This is a genomic window from Paenibacillus sp. FSL k6-2145 (assembly GCF_037976585.1).
GTDB lineage: Bacteria > Bacillota > Bacilli > Paenibacillales > Paenibacillaceae > Paenibacillus.
The window spans coordinates 1,399,551-1,420,300 of the sequence record NZ_CP150267.1; the positions used below are offsets into that span (position 1 = coordinate 1,399,551).

Annotated in this window: 13 protein-coding genes; all 13 read right to left on the reverse strand. The window is 45.9% G+C overall.

Translation table 11 applies throughout. The annotated features are described in order from the left end of the window. Positions 1–185 precede the first annotated feature (185 nt). The 13 genes from NZ043_RS06255 to NZ043_RS06315 all read right to left on the reverse strand — a co-directional run bounded on the left by NZ043_RS06255 (position 186) and on the right by NZ043_RS06315 (position 20,724). Complete coding sequence (locus tag NZ043_RS06255; protein ID WP_339311046.1) at positions 186–1,328, reverse strand: helicase-related protein; 1,143 nt, start codon at positions 1,326–1,328, stop codon at positions 186–188. A gap of 1,062 nt (positions 1,329–2,390) precedes the next feature. Next, entirely contained in the window at positions 2,391–2,567 is a 177-nt protein-coding gene (locus NZ043_RS06260; RefSeq protein ID WP_315937588.1) for an aspartyl-phosphate phosphatase Spo0E family protein, read from the reverse strand. 159 nt (positions 2,568–2,726) lie between these two features. Beyond that, positions 2,727–4,040, reverse strand: coding sequence for a helix-turn-helix transcriptional regulator (locus tag NZ043_RS06265; RefSeq protein WP_339311049.1), 1,314 nt, complete (start codon positions 4,038–4,040; stop codon positions 2,727–2,729). A 424-nt stretch (positions 4,041–4,464) separates the two neighbouring features. Further along, positions 4,465–4,875: a hypothetical protein gene (locus NZ043_RS06270; protein WP_143023606.1), complete on the reverse strand. Its 411-nt coding sequence runs from the start codon at positions 4,873–4,875 to the stop codon at positions 4,465–4,467. A gap of 324 nt (positions 4,876–5,199) precedes the next feature. Further along, the gene (locus NZ043_RS06275) at positions 5,200–5,922 is read right to left on the reverse strand and encodes a response regulator transcription factor (protein WP_026081439.1); all 723 of its coding nucleotides are present in this window, start codon (positions 5,920–5,922) and stop codon (positions 5,200–5,202) included. A 7-nt stretch (positions 5,923–5,929) separates the two neighbouring features. Further along, positions 5,930–7,090 (reverse strand): sensor histidine kinase, encoded by a 1,161-nt coding sequence (locus tag NZ043_RS06280; protein WP_074092506.1) that lies wholly within the window; start codon positions 7,088–7,090, stop codon positions 5,930–5,932. Between the two features lie 47 nt (positions 7,091–7,137). Continuing rightward, the gene (locus NZ043_RS06285) at positions 7,138–9,861 is read right to left on the reverse strand and encodes a stalk domain-containing protein (protein WP_339311052.1); all 2,724 of its coding nucleotides are present in this window, start codon (positions 9,859–9,861) and stop codon (positions 7,138–7,140) included. 230 nt (positions 9,862–10,091) lie between these two features. After that, positions 10,092–11,318 carry a stalk domain-containing protein gene (locus tag NZ043_RS06290; RefSeq protein WP_339311053.1) on the reverse strand — a complete coding sequence of 409 codons (1,227 nt, stop codon included), beginning with the start codon at positions 11,316–11,318 and terminating at the stop codon, positions 10,092–10,094. Positions 11,319–11,434: 116 nt separating this feature from the next. Then, positions 11,435–15,259: a SwmB domain-containing protein gene (locus tag NZ043_RS06295; protein ID WP_339311054.1), complete on the reverse strand. Its 3,825-nt coding sequence runs from the start codon at positions 15,257–15,259 to the stop codon at positions 11,435–11,437. A 208-nt stretch (positions 15,260–15,467) separates the two neighbouring features. Continuing rightward, complete coding sequence (metK, locus tag NZ043_RS06300; protein ID WP_091036339.1) at positions 15,468–16,670, reverse strand: methionine adenosyltransferase; 1,203 nt, start codon at positions 16,668–16,670, stop codon at positions 15,468–15,470. A gap of 255 nt (positions 16,671–16,925) precedes the next feature. Next, complete coding sequence (locus NZ043_RS06305; RefSeq protein WP_017691962.1) at positions 16,926–17,198, reverse strand: alpha/beta-type small acid-soluble spore protein; 273 nt, start codon at positions 17,196–17,198, stop codon at positions 16,926–16,928. Between the two features lie 148 nt (positions 17,199–17,346). Then, positions 17,347–17,940 (reverse strand): hypothetical protein, encoded by a 594-nt coding sequence (locus tag NZ043_RS06310; protein WP_339311056.1) that lies wholly within the window; start codon positions 17,938–17,940, stop codon positions 17,347–17,349. Between the two features lie 135 nt (positions 17,941–18,075). Next, on the reverse strand, positions 18,076–20,724 hold the full coding sequence (locus NZ043_RS06315; protein ID WP_339311058.1) for a hypothetical protein: 2,649 nt from the start codon (positions 20,722–20,724) through the stop codon (positions 18,076–18,078). Positions 20,725–20,750 lie beyond the last annotated feature (26 nt).

Below are 20,750 nucleotides of genomic sequence, written 5' to 3' on the forward strand. Positions count from 1 at the left end.
GACAGAATCGCTCGAGTGCCGCATGTCAGACAAGTCGCCCCAGGTGGGGCGAGCAGGTGATGAAGACGCCCGGTCAGGTGCTGCGCATAATCGGTTATGTTACTGAGCCAGTTGAACATAGGGGAGTAAACCTCCAGTTTTGGGAATGTAATATGAAATGTGGAACCGAAATTGGCAGATGCCAATTAGGTTTGGGATGGTGGGTGCAGATAACCTTTGCGACGAGCGATGGTGTTCATTTTCCGAATCTGTGCAACGGCCTTCACCTGTGAACGTGTCCGACGAGATGATGCAAAAACCACTCTACCCGCCGGGTCATCCATGGAACGCCCTGCTCTGCCCGCCATCTGAACCAGTGAAGCTTCATCAAAGAGAGCATTGTCTGCATCTAAAATAAAGACATCGCTGCGCGGAATGGTCACGCCACGCTCCAGAATTGTGGTGGTTACGAGCAGACGAATGTCGCGATCACGAAAGGCTGTAACTTTGCTAGCGCGATCGGGGTCTTGGGATGAGGTTCCTTCGATATGGATTCCGGGAAAACTACGACGCATCAAGTTCACGAACGCCTCAATCTGGGCAATGCGTGTCACAAACACAAATACTTGGGCGTCACGCTTCAATGAAATTTGGATGTTAATCTTCAAGGCAGCAGGAAGATTTCGTTTCTTAATACATTCAGCAACAGTAACCATCTTGACCAAGCGCGGGACAGGCAAAGGATGACGGTGAAAACGTACCGGGACTTTGACATGGGAGAGCGTCGCCTTAGCCGCTTCCTTCTGTAGCCGAGCTGGGGGTGTAGCAGATAGATAAACAAAATTTCCGTCCGGTTTACAGGAGGATGCCGCTGCGTGGGCGAGCATAGGATCGTTGTGATAGGGAAAAGCATCCAGTTCATCGATAATAACGAGATCAAACCCCTGATAAAAACGCATCAGTTGATGTGTGGTCGCGAGCGTAAGATGAGCGTCTTTCCAGCGTTCGTCACTGCCTCCGTATAGGGTAGCGAGCGAGGTGTCCTGAAAAGCTTTCGCCAGGCGCGGGGCTAGCTCCAGTACCACATCCCTGCGTGGCGTAGCGACCAGTGCTCGTCCGCCACGATCCAATGTATGTTGGAGCAGGGGGAAAATCATCTCGGTCTTGCCGGCCCCGGTCACGGCCCACAGCAAGAACCGCCCCGGCCCATCCCCTGCGGGTGGCCGGGCCAAAAACGCAAGCGCCGCGGCTGCTGCCGCGCTCTGCGCTGCGCTAAGCCCCCACCGGGCAAGCCCGCCGCCGGTGGGGGCCAAGGCCGTGCCACGCGGTGCTTCGCCGCGTCGTGGCACGGCCCCTTGCGCTGCACTGCATAGCAGCAGCGCACAGGCACGGCTGCGCCCCAGCGCGAGGCATGCCTCGCAGTAGGCGCACGCCGCCAGGCCGCAGGCAGCGCAGGGCACGCGCTGCCTGGCTTCGCTGCCACAACGATGGCAGCGGGGCGCGCTCCGCGCGCGTCCAAGCCACGCGTGCCGACGGCGCGTGGCAGGCCCTTGGAGGGCGGCTGTGATACTCAGCCGCCCGTGCAAGCACGCGAGCTGCGCAGCCGCGCGCCACTCCCTTGGCGGCTGGGCGGTATCCGCCAGCAACGCCTCCGCCTCGGCCGCCAGTAATTGGCGGCCGCTGATCCGCTCAGCCAGCAGGGCCGCGTCCCGCTCCAGCTGAGCCCACTGCCCGGCGGGATACGACTCTGGCATCCCGCCTACCTGAATGCGAAGCGTAGCGACACTTCCCGCTTTGCCCGCTATGCCTTTTCTAGCCTCTGTTTCCCCCGAGGCCAATTCATACACATCCAGCTTCCGTGCAAGATAACTCTGCCATTCGCGCTGGCCCCACTGATCCATACCTCGCTCCATCTCAAAATGTTCAACCAACCAGGACGCCTGACTTAACGGTAACGCCTTGTCTAACAGCAACCAGCGCAGCACATGTCGCCCACTTCCTCCCTCTAGCCACCAAGCCACATCCACTCGAATATCGAGTGATAACACCATGCTCCACCCTTCCCCTACACGGCACACATATAAAGCAACTTTCATTTACTTTCCTCCCCCATCCTAATTTTCCTGAACGCAAAAAAAAGCACATGCCAACCCGGCTGTTCGCCGGAGCATGTGCTTCATGTCCATATTCCATCTTCTTATGATCAATCTACTTATCACTATACCAATTGAATCACTACTCTACAAATTCAGCCATTCAAAAAGTTTATTTCCCAACTCGAATTAGAGGTTGCTGATCAAGTGCTGAACAACTTCTAACCAGACTATATATATCAATTAGATGAACCTTATTCTACGATGTACGTTTACTTCAATCATGTTGGTCTGAAATATCCAGGAACCGGTTATGTATTACTTAGTTTGGAGATGCCTGTGAAACATTCGATTATATCGATTAATCAACTCATCCAAAATTTCGGATTGCTTAATTACAATTGGATGTTGCAAACCATAAATCGCTGTCAATGTGTACAAGCTTTCCCTTTCACGTTCCAGTTCGATTTCTTGTTCACTCGCAACATGTTTCATAGCATCTTCACCTCTATAAAACATTGTAACCTCTTATGTAAAAACATAGATTTCCATGAGATACACAAAAATATACGAGAGTAACCACCATCTCTTCACCATGTATATTAGTCGCCATTAGTTTGATGAAAAAATGAATATGGACAACATCATTTCCTTTTATAACAGAAGACGTTTCAACTGGACTCGTAACAACCGACTCATCACGTTAGCATCATTGTTAATTCGATCAATAATTGACAAGCTATCCAAGACAAATTGAACTCCAATCTGAACACGATTGGAGTTTAGATAATAATCACCTATATCCATTAAAAATATTGCAAACCGATCATCAATAATCTGTTCAGTATAAGAGCCCACGTTCTCCTGAGTGAACATATGAGATGATATATTTATTTTAAAACGCTCCAACACATGGTCAATATTTATTTTATACGTATTGGCTGCTTTAATGAGCTTGAACATTCCACGCAAAATCTCGTTTTCTCTTACTGATAAATACTCCACATACTCATCCAAAACATCTATTTTACCTGCAAGAATCTGATAGAGATATCTATTGGCTACTGCCCACTCCCGAAACTGTTTTTTCGTTAGCTCCGCCTCAAGATCATTCTCCATAATCCAGTCCTGATTTTCGTAAATTGAGACATAGTGTAGTGCCTGATTATAATCATTCTGCTCTTCTGCAATGGACCCTTTTATCAAATCCGAGTATAAAATATAACCAAACAAAGGTTTGGAAGGCTCCTGATAACTCTTCCCCTGTCTAATTCGTTGATATTTGATTTCGTACTGCACCCTCGCCAGTTTGCCCATTCGTGTTGCCAGTTGCTCCGCTTTGTCCCAACGACGCAATGAGAGATAGAGATTCATCAGATCTTTCAGCGCATCCAGTTGATCCAACTCATTAAGTCGCACGACATACGGATCAAATTGCACAGCACATTCCAGATTATTCTGCTGATCATCATTAATCGAGAGTTTGAATATTCGATACTGACAGATCGCCAATCGTTCGGCATGCTGGTACCGTTCCCCTTCACACACTTTACGATATATAATTAGCGCAGCCGCCGCGCTCCCTTCTGCGTTTAATGATTCGGCACAATCATACAGTTGTTGGATATACGCAGGATTCTCCATCATTAGATCTACTGTTCGTTCAATACAATCGTTTTTACCAAGCTTCGCGCAGCGAGTGATAAATGGACGCAGTCGTCGCCAGTTCATCGTAGAATCATTAGATAACTCACTCACATACTGTTCATAAAAATATCCTTCTTCCAATCCCATGTATTCTGTCATAATATCCAGGATTTTAACAGATATAGGCTGTGAACCATTAATCACCCTGCTTAGCGTTCCAGAGTTAATGCCTGATTGCTCTGCAAAATGATAAAGAAGTATTTTGTTTTCCTCTATGTAATGTAAAAATTCTGTTCGGATCGTCTTATCTATTATACTCAAGAAGATATCCCCTTCCAGAAACACACTTTTCTCACGTTCAACATCCATTTTAAGTAATTATATGGTTTGATATACCATAGGTCAATATAGTGGAAGAGTCTGCTTTCATTTTATGGGCTGATCTAATCCTCTCTAGTACACTCAAACCAATTCTTCTAATAACCAGAATCTTTCTTTAAAATTGCGAAACTTTTTCCAATCTGAATCGTCTATACTTTTAAATTAAGAGTTCTGACTTCGAAAATCTTATTTCTGTGATCAAGAACTCCTCATACCCAGGCAATAACCATAGATTGCATAAAAACCCATTTTTAATTTAAAAGCAGACTTGGCTACAATTACAAAAAAAGACTACAGCTTCTGCTGTAATCTTTTCACTGTAGATCTGCGAAATGCTAATCCCATTTCCCGCTCACATAATGATTTATTGCTCTGACTCACGCAAATCAATCAGGCGAAACGTGTGATCGGTCTGTGCTACCCGTTCAATATCAGCAGGGACAGCAGGCAGATAAGATGTCTCCATTCCTTGCCTTTGCATAAGCTTTTCAATAATCGTAATCGTTTCCGTTTCTGTACGATCAGCAACAACGGTTAATCTGAAGCTCTTACCACGGTATAACAATTCCCGGCAAAGTTCTCTTACAATGCCTTCGATCCGCCCTGCCTGATTGGAAGGGATGAGCAGGATCTGCTCGAAACCTTCAGATTCCGGACGGGAAAGATGGCGCTGGTGCATGGCATGAACGGCCATTGCCGCCAGGAAGTATATGAGCAGAATCATAGTCAGATGAGCAACCATGGCAACTGCACCTCCTCGGAAGGTCATGCTCACCCATGGCGAACATCCCTGTATACAACAAGTATATGCTGTACTTTCTGAAGGGTTACACTTGCATTTCCTATCACTCATATTCCACGCTGATCGACACCGGACGAAGAAAGACAGGCCAGGTCATTCATTCACGCCTAAACTTGAACATATGTTCCGCACAACCTTACGCTTTGCTCATTTGCAGTGATAAAGTCCATTAACCCGCAGACCAATCCAACATTCTGGAAAGGGCGCGAGTGAACAACAATCTATACTTCGTCTAGGTTGAATCAACCAATGGACTGACTTACCGTAAGAATACTGCTTTACGAAAAACATAAGGTATTAGAGCGTAACCCAACCATATTTGATCGAATTGATAACAGCTTGCGTACGGTCGTCCACTTCCATCTTCTGCAGAATACTGCTGACATGGTTTTTTACTGTTTTTTCACTGATGAACAGGAATTCACCAATCATTTTGTTGCTCTTACCTTCTGCCATCAAGCGAAGTACTTCAGCCTCACGACGTGTGAGCGGGTTATTGTCGCCAGCGACAAATTTAACACCTGCTTCCTTCGAAGCTCCTTCACTCATTGCCCCTGTTTCATTAAGATACGTCATACGACGCAGCTGCATGATCAGTTTGCCTGTTACTTTCGGATGAATGAACGCATGTCCTTCATGCACGGAACGAATCGCATTGATCAGAGACTCTGCCTCCATATCCTTCAGCAAGTATCCGTTAGCCCCTTTACGAAGCGTCTCAAATACATAACTTTCATCATCATGAATGGACAAGATAATGACTTTGACATCAGGGAACAGCTCACGCAATTTCTCCGTTGCTTCTACCCCATTTTCGATTGGCATGTTGATATCCATCAATACGATATCCGGTTTATCCTGATTGCAGAATTCGAGCACTTGAATACCATCGCCGCATTCGCCGATGACCTCAATGTCGTCCTCCATATTCAAAATGCGTTTCAGTCCCTCACGGAACAGCTGATGATCATCAGCCAAAAGAACTTTAATCGATGCTTTACCAGTATCACGGTTTTCCATCATCCTGCTACTCCTTTCCCTTATCCACGTTTGTCGGGATATGAATCACTATTTTGGTTCCTTGATTTTCTCCGGATTCAATCTCTATTCTTCCTTCTAACAGTTCAACCCGTTCTCTCATCCCAATCAGACCGAAGTGGGTATGATCCTTGCTTTTCTTCGCAAGAAGCTCCGGTTTGAACCCAAGCCCATTGTCCTGAACGACAATTTTGACGAGCTGAGCCTGGTATGTAATCTCCACCACAACATAAGTGGGATAAGCATGCTTTGCAGCATTCGACAGACCTTCCTGCACAAGGCGGTAGATCGCAGCCTCCATCGCAGAAGATAAACGGTGTTCTTTACCTCTTGTTTCAAAAAGCGACCGAATTTTCGTTTTTACCTCAAAATCCTGCACGTACTTCCGAAGCGTTGGAATCAGTCCCAGATCATCCAGTGCCATAGGACGCAGATTGAAAATAACTTTTCTCATTTCTTCAAGACTGGAACGAACCTGGCCTTTCAAATCTACTATTTCGGCCTGGACCATCTTAAAATCCTGCTTAATGAGCATTCTTTCTACAATTTCCGTCCTAAGCACTAGATTGGCGAGCATCTGCGCAGGCCCGTCATGAATCTCACGAGCAATACGTTTCCGCTCTTCTTCCTGGGCCAAAATTATTTTCAAACCAATCATTTGTCGATTTTTGGCAGATTCGATGATCCGGGTCACTTGACCTAGTTCACCTGACAGGTACTCGAGTACAACACCCATCTGCGAACCGATGGTCTCGGCACGCTCCACAGAAGCTTCCACATTTTTGGCACGCTTCTGCAGATCATCCCGACGAGCCTTCAGATACATTTCCTTCTCACGATAAATCATCAGATCCAGCTGCAGCTGTGTTGCTTTCTCATACGCCTGCTTGATATCATGCTCGGAATAACGGACAAAGTCGCGGCTAACCTCAGTCAGCCGGATCCGGGAACGGCGGTAGTTCAGCTCCAATTGATCTACTTTCTCGATCGTTTCCGCCGTCTCCTTCAGTACCGACTTCAACTCCTCGTTGAGTGTTTTCAGCTCATCGCGAGTTGCGTCCATAATTTCGAACATTTGATATTTGCTGTTTTCCATGACTTGTATGGCGTTTTTAATGACGCGGTCTATGGCATCGGCTTGTAAATCCACGTTTGTTCGACTCCATTTCTATCGTTTCCGGTATATATCATACCATATCACGATGAGATGGTAACGGTCTTCGTTTTCTGTTCCCATTTTACAGTCAGACCAAGTTGCTCGGAAACGAGTCTAAGCGGGACTAAAGTCCTACCACCCGTTACGTATGGTGCAACAGTTGCGCTCTGTCTTTTACCATTCAGAATGAATTCTTTCTGCCCTACAACCAGATCAATCAGCTTGCCACCACGTAATACCGTGATCCGCTGATTTTTGCTATCCCAGCTTGCCTGACCACCAAAAGCGTCCAAAACATGTTTGATTGGCACATACGTCGTACCATTTTTCAGGACTGGTGCTGCATCAATGGCTTTTTTCGTTCCATTCACCGTCATCGATTTCTGTCCAAGCACGAGCGAAGCTGTACCCGTAGGCAATCCGACTTCACTGGACTTGGAAGGCATCGTGAATGCGATGTTGTCAAAAGCAACCGTACCTGATTTCGCACGCTCATCCTGACCTTCTTCCACGTTCACCACATAGACCCGCTTCAGCTTCGCCGGATAGGCGATGTTCAGTCCGTTTAGGTCCACGCTCAGCTTCTTCCACCCGTTCCAGTCAATCGCCTTGGCGAGATCGGCATATACCGTTTTGCCATTGGCATCTGTGAATTCGGCACGTAACCAGTTCAGGCTTTTATCTCCCATAACATCCATCGACATCGATGTAGCTGCAGCAGATACCTCTCTACCGGTAGAGCCATTCAGTTGTGCATATGCATACATTTTTCCTGTTCCAGCAGTCATATCATAACCGAGTTGCAGTACATTGGAGCCGGCTTTTTCACCAGTTCCTGCTGTAACGGTTGCCGTACCAGTTACACCCGCTGCGTTCGTTATGAAGTTAATCGGATAATTCACGTTTTCGAAGTTCTCCCAGATCGTTTCGCTGGCAGAAGCCGAGAGGACTACAACTGTGCTGTAACCATCATAACGACCGATCGCATATCCCACTTGTGCACCAGGATTAACGGAAGATACGGTTAATTGGTCAGCAGTAACTTTACCTTTGAATCCGATGAATTCCCATGTCAGCGAGTCCGCCGGAACCGTAACACTTTGTCCACTCTTCGTTGTTGCCGTTACCGGAATGGACATCGTTGTGCCCGCTTTGAGGGAACCGAGACCTGATCCTGCTGTCAGGGAAGCCAATTCACTTCCCCCCAATACCGATACTTTAATGGAGGATGAAGCTCCATTGCTCGTTGCCGTCAGGGTTGCTGTCCCTGGCTTCACGCCTTTGATTGTGCCGTTGCTGACACTCACGATACTGTTGTTGCTGGACTTCCAGGACATGCTGATATCGCCTGTTGCGATCGGGTTGTAGTAGGTGTCATATCCTTTGGCTGTGTACTTGCCCTCTTGCCCCACCAGCAGCGTTTGGCTTCCACTCACGGCAAAGCCCTTCAGTTTACCTACAGGAGCCGTAGAGAACACACCCAGTGTGTTTACAACCTGACGTTGCTCGGTGCCATACTCTGTGTTGAACGTCAGACCGGCGGTTTGCTCACCCAACGGACGTGTTACCATCGTTGTGGAGCCGCCTCCGTCCAGGTTCATGCCTTTCCAGACACCCACACTGGTCATGAAGGATTGTAGTTCCGTCAGCGACATCCCGCTGCTGTTACTGTTTTTCTCCGCTGCAATGATGTAGACGTACCGACCATCCTGAGAGTATCCTACTGCCGTTCTTGCACGAATACCACCAATGCCGGAAGATGCGATATCACGGGAAAAGGAAGCTGCCTTACCACCATTCACAAGAATGGTGTGACCGCCAATCATCATCTCCAGATTACTCGGATCAACCGATTGTCCGGTTGTTTTGGCTTTTAACTTGTAATCCGCATCCAAGGTTTGCCCAACGGATAGATGACTCATGATCCATGTCGCCGCTGTTCCATGCGCACGCAAAATGTACCCATCCTTCGGCACTGTCATGTTTAACGCTTTTTTATCCGAAATTTGGGTAACTACTCCGTTCTGCACGAGAACCTCTGTCGGCGTTGTGGAAGGGTCATTTGGACGTTTGGTGGACGTCCATGCCGGTGTATAAATATACATCGAGTTGGCATGACTATATTTCACTGCACCCGACTCTACCGTATAATCCTCTTTATTTATCCCACGCAAAGCAAAGGTTGAACCATCCTGTGCCTTCACTGTTCCGTCAAAAGAATACTCATCGATCATCGGTTTGCCATCCTTGGTCACCGTCAGGGCATACATGCCTGACAGCTCAGAAGGTGTGGAGACCAGCACGCCATCGGAGACCTGTCCACCAATCGGTGCGAGCTCCCCGGATACATTGAAGTAATCGCCATTCACAGCGGCTACTGCACCATTTTCCTTAGCCATGGCACCTGTGCTCTGTTTACTGTTCAGATTACCGCCCTTGCCTGTCATTACATCCAGCTTCACATACGGGTTCTGCAGATCCACCTGGACTACATCCGCCAGTACGTTGACCTTGGAACCGGAACGTGTTGTTGTATATCTGTATTTCATGAGCTTCGCACCCGAAGTCAGAATTTCTTCACTCAACTTGCTTGTATTGGTAGATGCTGCAGCGGCCACCGATTGCCACGAAGTGCCTGACCACATCTGCCCGCCTGCGCTCATCACCGGTGCAATCCAGATCACACCCGCCAGCGTCACAATCGCCCATTTCTTCACCATACTGCCCTTAACGTCTTCCAGATGTTTCTCATGTTTCCCCAGCATGTCTGAAACGTCTCTCCCATCTTGTATATCAATCTTAGACATCACGAACACTGCCAAGAAGGCAGCCGATAGCGAGATCTCTAGTATACTCTTCTATTAATAGACTGCTTTTTGTGGAAAAAGTTACGCCCCTAGCTAACTTTGAGGGGATTCTTGGCAAAAAGAAACCCATGTATGCAATTAGCTACTCATACATGGGAATTATCTGTATACTGATATTCGTTATATTTTCAATTTAACTCTGGGAAATGAATTTCGGGTAACATTCGATTGGGGTCCTCTTCGTTCTCACTAATGTCATGATCATAACTATAATTCCAGTGCCCATTGGCGTAATCGAGGTAGATCAGCGCCTCATATATAGAATGGTTCTGCTCTATGTTCTCTGAGATGTAGCTCCATTCCAAGGTTGCATGAACAACAGCTTGCTTCTCCCCAAGAAACACGACTCGTTCATTAGACATATGATACGTAGTGTCTCCATACTCAAAGGAAGCTCTTGTAATGTGGTCCCATGTTCTCCATTCATCAACTGCATTTGCGTTCATTCGTTCAATATCAAATGGTGAAGTATATTTATACGTTAAATCAAAGTCTTTCTGATTAAACGCTTTATAATATTGCCTGAGGTCAGATAGGATATTTTGTTGCTTCTCATTAAAATTCTCTTTTATCGTATGTACAGATTTATCGATATCTTTTGGAAGCGTAGTATTACTGGAAAGATATCGATCCTGAAGTATTTTCCACTGATTGTTCTCCTTTATAATTCGAAATACGACCTCATGTTGATCATTTATTACCTGATTATTATGAATATAAGTAACGTACAATAATGCCTGGTCTGCAGATTCGTATGTAATGTTTGTTATATCAACATTGTAGATTCGATCAGGGATTTCGCTCACTTGGGGTGCAATCTTACTATCAGTCAGATAAGATCTCTGCATATGGTCTGAAGCTAATAGTTTTACAGAAAAAGCTCTATCATAAGTTCTCACTAGATCAAGTATCGCTGTTTCTTGACCATAGCCGTACTCCACCATTCGAGCGGTGTTTTCTTTTCGATCATAAGCCACCGAATGTTTTGTAAACCAAGCAGCAAATCGAATTGGAAGATAGAATTTCCCATCAATTAATATACCTGGTTTTTCCAACTCGATATATCCTTCCTTATCATCAAAGTATCCTACATCAGGTACAAAATATGTTTCCGAATGATCCGTTCTAGCAAAAATTTCGCGACTTTCTATTGAGTAGTCCGCTCGGTACCCCATTAGTTGAATAAACTCTCGAAAAGGAACATACACCGTTCCTGATTTTGTTATTAGTTTAATGTCTGTAGGCTTTTCATTTACGTACAGTTGTATGGGTTCTTTATTATTTTGAGCATAAACCAATGATGGTATGGATATTAACCCCAAAATGAGGAAGAATACTAGTATTTTTCTCAGCAAATCTACACCCTCTATTCATGAAATTCATGACTTATGATATAAAAAAGCGAAACCAATCAGTTGAACTTATTCCCCTGATCGATTTCGCTTCACTAAGATAAAAGAGCTAATTACTATTACAGATATTCCAACTTATCCAAAACCCGCTTCAACATCACTGCTGCCTGAGCGCGAGTCGCGTTCCCTTGGGGTTCGAATGTTCTCGCTGTCATGCCTTGAATAATTCCCTCTTGCACTGCTTTGGCAACAGAATCCTTGGACTGAATTTTATTGCTATCCTTGAACTTGGACAACGTCGAAGTAGCGGAGGATTGAAGTGAGACTGTTTTGCCACCGTAGCTCATCGCCCGAACCATCATAAGCGCCATCTGCTCACGCGTAATAGGGCGATCCGGCTTAAAGGTACCATCGGTATTTCCCGTAATGATCCCCGCTTCGGCTGCAGCACCGATATAAGCACTTGTCACACTACCGCTACGAACATCCTGAAAACGACTTGCTGCGGTAGGTTCTCCATTTAGTCCAAGACCTCTAGCAACCAATTCAGCAAATTCCGCACGTGTAATGTTCTCATTTGGTCGGTAGAAGGAACCAGCCGGTGTGCTAATAATCCATTTGGCTGAGAGTTCCTTAATGACCTCACTAGCCCAGTGTGACGCCGTATCCGGATAACTAACGATGTTGTTAACAGGGACTACCGACTGATTGCCATTCAGCTGTCCTCGGACAACTACACCACCTGTCGTATTTTTAAAGGAACTAGGTACATTGGATAACCTAAACGTTACTGGATCAATATACGTAAATCCAGATGTTAAACTTGGGGTATTGGCAGCCAATTGCATGGCCAGTTGGCTTTTGACATTCTGATCCACACGTTGATCGCTTGTTCCATTACCGGCATACAAATATACGTCCGTATAGTTGCCAAGCTTCTGTGCTCCTGCACCTGCAATCAAGCCTTCCATCGTCCCCGATGAAGACACAGGTACCGTCTCTAACTGAACGTATAAGGATGGAACTGCTGCTCCTGTCGTTGTACTTGTGTTTGACGTTCCTACACTCCGACTCATAGCCGCCATATCTAAATTAGACAGTGGCACCGTCCAGAGAAGATCTCCATATTTCACACCAATAGTGCCTGTACGATAACTTGCAGCAATCTGAGTCAGTGCATTCAACGGCAATCCAACATATGCAGCCGATTCACTGTCCGGAATCTCAAATACCACCGGCTGAGTCAATTTCCCGTTTGCTCCAGCGTATTCAAAGGACTGAAGCAACTTGGTTGCATCCACGTTGAATTGACGAGTCGGGCGGTTATAGTGGGACATCGCAGATACAGCAGAACCCGTAGTATTATTCATTACAAGTAAAGACTGACCATAGCTCGGTGCATCCAATTCCGACAACCAGGAAGGACGATTTCCCGACTGATTATTGTTGTTGGAACTATTATTCGTCTGTTGTAACGTAAGTGGACCAAATGCTGTTATCGTGACATTCGACGCATCCCGTAACGGCACTGCCCCAGGTACATAACTCACTGTTCCCGTCTGAGTAGCTGTCGATGTTACTGCTGAAGTATCCAATTTCAACGTCACCACAGAGCCAGAAGCTGAAGCAGACAATACAGTTGTGGTTGAATTACCAATCACTACACTGAACTGAGATGCTGTTAGTGCAGCCTGGGACTGGATTGAATCACGGAAATTAATTTGAACCGTGTCTCCCTGAAGCGTAGCCGACAGGATTTTGCCATTTCCATATGTGTACGTTACTGGAGTCAGATTGAGATATCCTGCTGGATTATTGTTCAGATCCGTTAATCTCAACGCTCCAGGTACATATGATAACGATATATTTTGTGTATCCTTCACCGCTGAAGCCAGCGTTAACGTAACCAGATCATTTTCGATCTCAGAATCATTAACGAAGACTGGCTTACCATCGACCAGAACAGAATATTGGCTGTTGAGCGGTTTATTCGTCGTATTCAGTGGTTCATTGTAACGTACCCATAACTTGTTACCACTCACCTCAGCACTCTTAAACTCAGGTGGTTTGGTATCAATTGAATTGCGGACATAGAAGCCGCTGAATCCAGCAAGAGCCTGTCCACGTGTATCTTTTACAGGCCATGAACCTGGCGTGTATGCAACCTGAACGACTTCACCATCCGTAATGGATCGACTGAGGTTCAATGTCACGACAGAGCTACCATTGATCGATATGCTATTGATGCCTACAGCATACTGATCCGCAGTTACACTGAATTGTCTTGCTGCATCACTTGAAGTGATATATACCGTCTCAGGGTAGTACAACGTAATTGTACTGTAATACACGTTACCTTCTCGCGGCTTGGACATGACAGAATCTAAACCGTTCTCCACATCTCTTGCGCCAAAAGCAGCCGCAGCATTGGAAGATTGATCTGTAAGACGATTACCTGTAGTACCGGGTGCATATGCGATCCGCACAACCTGTCCTACCGCTACACCCGTATCCAAGACAACATATACACTGTCACCTGAAATATAAGTGGAACTAACGTTTCGCTTCTCTCCATTCACGGTAACGGTATAACTGCTGCTCAGTGGACTGATGCTGCTAAGCCACTTGTCGTACGTTAGACGAATCGTGTTGTTACTGTGCATCTTGGCACTTTTAATTACAGGTAATGTTGTATCTCTGCTTAAGGTTTTGAAAGCCCATGATGTAGACCCATTCAAACCTGCGAATGTATTACCTGCTTGATCACGAAACGTATTGGCAGGAATATCGACAACATAATTCGTATTATTCTCTAATGTGCTTGTTGGCGTAATAATCAGTTGTCTGTTGTTCGAACTAAAGGTTGTCGTCGAACCAACGGTTGCTCCATTTGCTTTCTTGAGAATGGCTTGACCTGGGAAGCTACGGTCCAGTTCCTTGTTGAACGTCACCGTTAGATTGCCCGACAAAGGCGCATTCGTGGTGCCATTGGTAGGAGACAACGTAGACACCGTCAGGGAAGTTGGGTCCGACTGCACATTGAATCCCCAATCCATGCCGCTGATTCCACGGATGTCATTTCCCTGCTGATCTCGCAAAAAACCTTCAGGTATTACAATGTAATATGTACTATTATTATTAAAATTTTTCACAGGATCAATCGTAATCGTCTGAGTTCCTAATCCTGAAATACGGGATGATCCATTAGACGTGATTGGAATTGCTTCAAATGCAGTTCCTGTTACGCTCCCTTGATAAATCTGAAGCGTGCCTGCTCCAGCAAAAACCGGTAGACTAAACGACATTGTCAGATGATCCGAAGGCTTCACCTGAACTGCTGCGTTCTGGGGTCTCTTGCCTGTAACTGCCGGCAAGCCTATATTTTGAGTACTAAACGTCCACGCTTTGTTCAATAATCCTGGAAATAAAGTAAGATTCTCAACATCTGTGTAAGCAAATGCATTTGCATCAATTTGAACGTAATAGGTTCCACCTGGAATAATATTCCCTTTTGGGATTTGGATGCTTACAAATTTCCCTTCAGGTGGTGGTGAAGCTGTATCTTCTCCTGTAGACGGTTCGGTATCGTTCACAGGTACAGAAGGATTCGTGATTGGCCCTGTGCTTTCAATTGTTACCAGTTCACTGGATACGTCTACAGAAACAACCTCAGAATCATCGTTGACACGTTTAATGGATATCTTACTTTCCGGACCGATTACTTTTGAAACGGGTCTCGCAAATTCAATACGTAAAGGCGATGATCCATCGACGTTTTTGCCGTTCACCGCAGGAACTGTATTTACTATTCCGTTTGCAGTTAACTCACCTCCAGCATATGCTCTTTGATCCATTCCTCTCCAACCCGTAAGCCAACCTTGAGCTATTAGCATGACGATCAAGAGTCCAAGTATGCCTTTTCTTGCAATTCTCTTCAATTCCACTGATCTTCCCCCTTATCTGCATTTCTTCTCCTGTCTGATGTACAGACCTCATTATGTATTTCGGTTAGAGAAGGGATTTCATTTAGTTATTTGGGGAATTATTCCATAATTTTTCCTTTGTCCATGACAAGCAGTAAAATCGATGGAAGCACAAAAAAGCCCTTAATTCCTTATCGGAATCAAGGGCTCCATTACTATTGCACCTAACTTACAGACCTGCTTGAGTTTTCAAAAGATCTACTTTGTCCACTTGCTCCCAAGGTACATCCAGGTCTGTACGGCCGAAGTGACCGTAAGCAGCAGTTTGTTTGTAGATTGGGCGACGCAGATCCAGCATACGAATGATGCCAGCCGGACGAAGATCGAAGTTGTTACGCACAAGCTCAACTAATTTCTCGTCGCTGACTTTGCCAGTTCCGTATGTATCCACGTTGATCGATACCGGGTTGGCTACACCAATCGCGTAAGCGAGCTGGATTTCCACTTTGTCTGCAAGTCCTGCAGCTACAAGGTTTTTCGCTACGTAACGAGCCGCATATGCTGCGGAACGGTCTACTTTTGTCGGATCTTTACCAGAGAACGCACCACCGCCGTGACGTGCATAACCGCCGTAGGTATCTACGATGATTTTACGTCCCGTAAGGCCTGCATCTCCCTGAGGTCCGCCAATAACGAAACGTCCTGTTGGGTTGATGAAATATTTAGTCTGCTCATCCAGCAATTCGGCTGGAACAACAGGCAAGATTACATGTTCTTTGATATCTTTTTGGATCTGCGCAAGTGTAGTCTCTTCAGCGTGCTGAGTAGACACCACGATTGTATCCACACGTACCGGCTTGTCACCATCGTATTCAATCGTTACTTGCGTTTTACCATCCGGACGAAGATATTCCAATGTACCGTTCTTACGCACTTCCGCCAGACGGCGTGCGATACGGTGGGACAGTGCGATTGGCAAAGGCATGAGTTCCGGTGTTTCGTTCGTTGCAAAACCGAACATCAGACCTTGGTCACCTGCACCAATGTTTTCTGTTTCACGAGCGACTTGTTCCGGGTCACGGTTCTCAAGCGCTGCGTTAACACCTTGGGCAATATCAGCGGACTGCTCATTCAGAGAAGTCAGAACTGCACAAGTGTTATAATCAAAACCGAACTTGGCACGTGTGTAGCCAATATCCTTAATTGTATTACGAACGATGGACGGAATGTCCACGTATTCAGAAGCTGAACTGATTTCACCGATGACAAGCACTAAGCCTGTGGCTACGGAAACTTCGCAAGCTACGCGAGCATTGGGGTCGTTTGCAAGAAACGCGTCCAATACGGCGTCTGAGATCTGATCGCAGATTTTATCCGGATGCCCTTCAGTTACAGACTCCGATGTAAATAGATGCCGGCCTTTAACAGACATGAAGTTTCAACCTCCCATAACTAGTAGTATGGCGATTGCCCGAACAAAACATGACAGCGATTCGTTCACTGTACCCTCGAAGCTTTCCAAAATGGAATAAGGACGCAGGGTCCGCAGTACCGAAGATAAGGATTTTTCAGGTAATTGCCTCAAACGAAAATCAACCTTTCCCTAGTGGAAAAGGTTGCATACCTCAAATGCCATCTTAACGTATTTGTCAAGACGTGTCAAACGAAACGGGGTAAGGAAAATGCCCTATAAGTGCTGTTCTGCCTGACGAATTAGCCTTTTGGTGATCTCTCCACCAACCGATCCATTCTCGCGGGAAGTCAGGTGTCCCCACCCTTTGTATTGCCCATAAGAATGATCACTCACTTCACCCAGTTCAGATCCAAATTCTGTATCCGCACCAGCCAAACCTCTGCCACCATAACCCACATTGAGACCAAACTCTGCAGCAATCTCATACTTCATCTGATCCAGCATTTGACGACTTTCGGGTACCACTTTGCGATTGCTTCTAGCCATGGTTCCTGCACCTCCATTAAATGATTGTCAACAGTTATAGAGTGAGCAGGAACAAGGTTGGCTAGCCGTATTAATGTTTGTTAGAACTGGGTAATCTGAGCAAATGAAATGTATGACTAATGAATAATTCCTTTCACAGCTACAAATCCTATTTCAGAGTATATCCACCACGAACCATTACGGTTAAGCTGTATTTGTTTCCTTCCAAGACCGTGATCCCCCGTCCATCCCTTGGAAAAGAGAGCAGGTGATTGGTCGGCGCTGCCTGTCCATTCGTCAGGTCAATCCCGTCCGTCAGATCAGCTACACCATTCGTACCTTCACTGACGATCACAGCCTTGCCGCTACGTACAATGAACTCCGCGCCAGACTTCCCGATCAGCTGTTGACCCGGCTTCACGGTTACGATCTCAACGGCTTCAGAAGCGCCCGAGACCAGTGGAGGAAGGGATGTGTCTCCACCTGTGCTACCGGAGTTCCCGGTTCCTGCAGAGCCGGTGTTGTTACCATTTCCTGCATTGCTGTCTGTCCCCGTACTGGTACTACCGCCTCCAGTCGGGATCTTACCGCCCAAAGCCTGTTGGATCTGCTGATCTACGTAACTCTTCGTTACAACTGGATCATCGGCTGTACCTGGTTGGCTGGTCCCTGCTCCAATGGCTGTATTGCTGTATACCGACCCAACCCACACGCCAACACCAATGGCGAGCGCAGCGAGGGATACTTTCATATAAGGTTTCATGTGAATCATTTTCCTCCTCTGGTAATCTATTAACTTTAACTATAGAGAATAAATAGACATGAGACAAGCAAAACCTCGCTTCCGCAGATGTGGAAGCGAGGTCTTAGCTTTAGAATATCTTAATTCTCGTTCAGATTACCGATTATTATTTGGATTATTAGAACCCTCTTCCGGAAACTCTGGGATGATCGGTTCTTCTTTTGGCAATTTGGATACATCGTAACTGTAACCTTGTTCCGCTAAACGGATCCGTTGTCCCTCGAACACATCATACAGGGCAACGCGATATGAGCCACCACGTATTTTGTCAAACACGGTGTCATCAATACTCCAGTTGAGCGTCTGGTTAATGCCTGTCTTCAGATCGGTTCCTGGTGTGATCTCTTTATCAAACACTTTTCCTGACCCATCGGTTAGAGACAGAACGAGCTTGTGTCCGTACTCTCCACTATCCACAGCTTCCTCCTGTGTTAAGGAGTAGATCATCTCGATCTGTACTGCCGTTCCACCTGTAAGGTAAGCTTTAATATTGCTGCCCGAGAATTTGAACGGATACAAGTCAATGTCATTCAGAGATGATAGAACAGATAATGATTTCGGCTGTACTTCAAATGACATGGCATTAACATAAGCCGTTGCATCACCTTCACCGGTTACAAATTTGTTGTCAGCAACCCCTTCACCTACAATCAGACGCATATCAGATAATGTTTTTACACTCTTCGGCACTTTGGCCCAGAACGTCACGATACTCTTCTGACCTGGTCCTGGTACACGGTTTGCCTGCTTGGCAGTTGCTTTGTAATATTGACCATCTGCTGTTTTGTAGTATCCTACCAACTTCGCAAGGCCACTCTGACGCAGAGACTTATTCGTCATCTCGAATTCGGTATATACAATATCGGACGAAGATCCCGGATACACATACGTTCTGCGTATGCCCAGCTCTGTTTCTTTATCAGAAGTTCCTTGGGTATAAGTCTTCCCTTCGCCTACATAAGAGAGGGGCTGAATTAACCCGGACGTGCTAAGGGTAATCCAATCATTCTTTTCTTCCTCACTTACTTTCTCCAGCAACGTCAATTCCAGACGGCTCATGTTGAGTTCAGATGGAATCTTCGTCAGGAGATAAGCTTCCATGACCATCCCCGAACCGAGCAACTTGCCGCCTTGCGCGCTAATCAGCTTCGTATCTCCATCAATTCTAGCGGAATCAATTGTGAACATCGCTTCCAGCTCAGGCAATTGGACCGTTTTGGCTGATGCATTACGAATAGTGACCTTGGCAGCAATAATATCACTGTCTGTCCAAGGAAGCCGTTGCAAGGAGCCTACAGATACACCGAATGTACCTTTACTATTTTTAATTACCGTTTCCGTTGTAAGTCCATCTCCACTTGTTACGGATTCAGGAATAGCATAGATGCCAACCGGATAGGAGAACTCAAAACCACTCGCGCCTCCGCCAGACGTCTCCCCTTCTTTGCTCTCATCTTTGGTCGTCGGTGTCATGGCATATAGTTTGATCTTGCTGGTGTCCCCATCCCCTTGGATCGTAGTGATCAGCTTGATCGTTTTGGTCGCACCTGGCTTCAGCTTCAGATCATCTAATGCCTTCGTCTCGATCGGATACGAAGTACCATCTTCTGTACGGATCTCTAATGCGTATTTGGGAACCTTAACTTCTTTTTTCCCTTGGTTCTTAATGACCCACTGCATCGTTAGATCGAACTCTTCATCCTCGCCACGGACACGAGCAGATTCCAGAAGAGTCGATACAGGTTGTCCATCAATCGAGATAATATTCGGTTGATTCGCTGCTACATTTACATTGGTTTGACTAGCTTCAGGAAGCTGTAGAGCAGCTACCGGTAGAGCAGTCTTCTCTTCACCTTGTTCTTCCACTAGCAGTAATTCTGACTTCTCCAGTTTCAACGCTGTAGGCAATGATGCCATTAAATTTAACGTTTTGTTGGCCTGTGCCTGTATATTCACACTTGTACTATCCTTATCCGGGGTCAATGGATAATTCGTACCACCCGGTGTACGTAGAATCCACTTGATGTTTGGATTATCCAACAGCTTATAACTGATATTATTCAGGTTCACGCCAACTTTGACGTATTGTTTCTTATTCTCACCTGGATACACTTTAATACCAGAGACTTTAACCTTGACGGCTGAATCACTCAAACGAACCGTCTTCGTTTTACCTACAGGTGTAGTGATGCTATATGATGCGGGAACATTGAATTTCCCCAGCGTGCTTTCATAATTCGGTTTACTGAAATCCCATTTTACAATCAGGAAGTTCAGATCACTTAATTTCACTTCACGTCCAACCTTCATAACGTATGTGAGATCCACCGTGGAACCCGGTGATACCGTCTTTTTCTCCTGATCCTTGGCGATCAGCTTTGGAGAGAAGCTAGTTCCACCTTTTGTTTTCACTTTGCTCCAATAATCGAGCATCATCATCGGTGTACTGTCATTATTTTTGTACGTCAGTGTATACGTCACCGTATTCCCGTCGTCTTGAGACAAAATATTGACGTCGGTTAATTTCACAGTACTCCGTGCAGTTACTTTGACCGCAGGTACCTTGGCCAGTGTATGTACGACTTTGTTCGTGGTTGTTGTCTGTTGTTTCTTTGTTGTTGCGCTGTTATTTGTAGCAGGTTTACCTGAGTTAGCTGGTGTACTTGCGGCAGCTACTAAGCCTCCACTTGAACTGATGAATAACATACTAGTTATCAAAGTCGTTATGACCTTTTTATGATCCACTTCCAAACCTCCCATAAGTTGCTTGT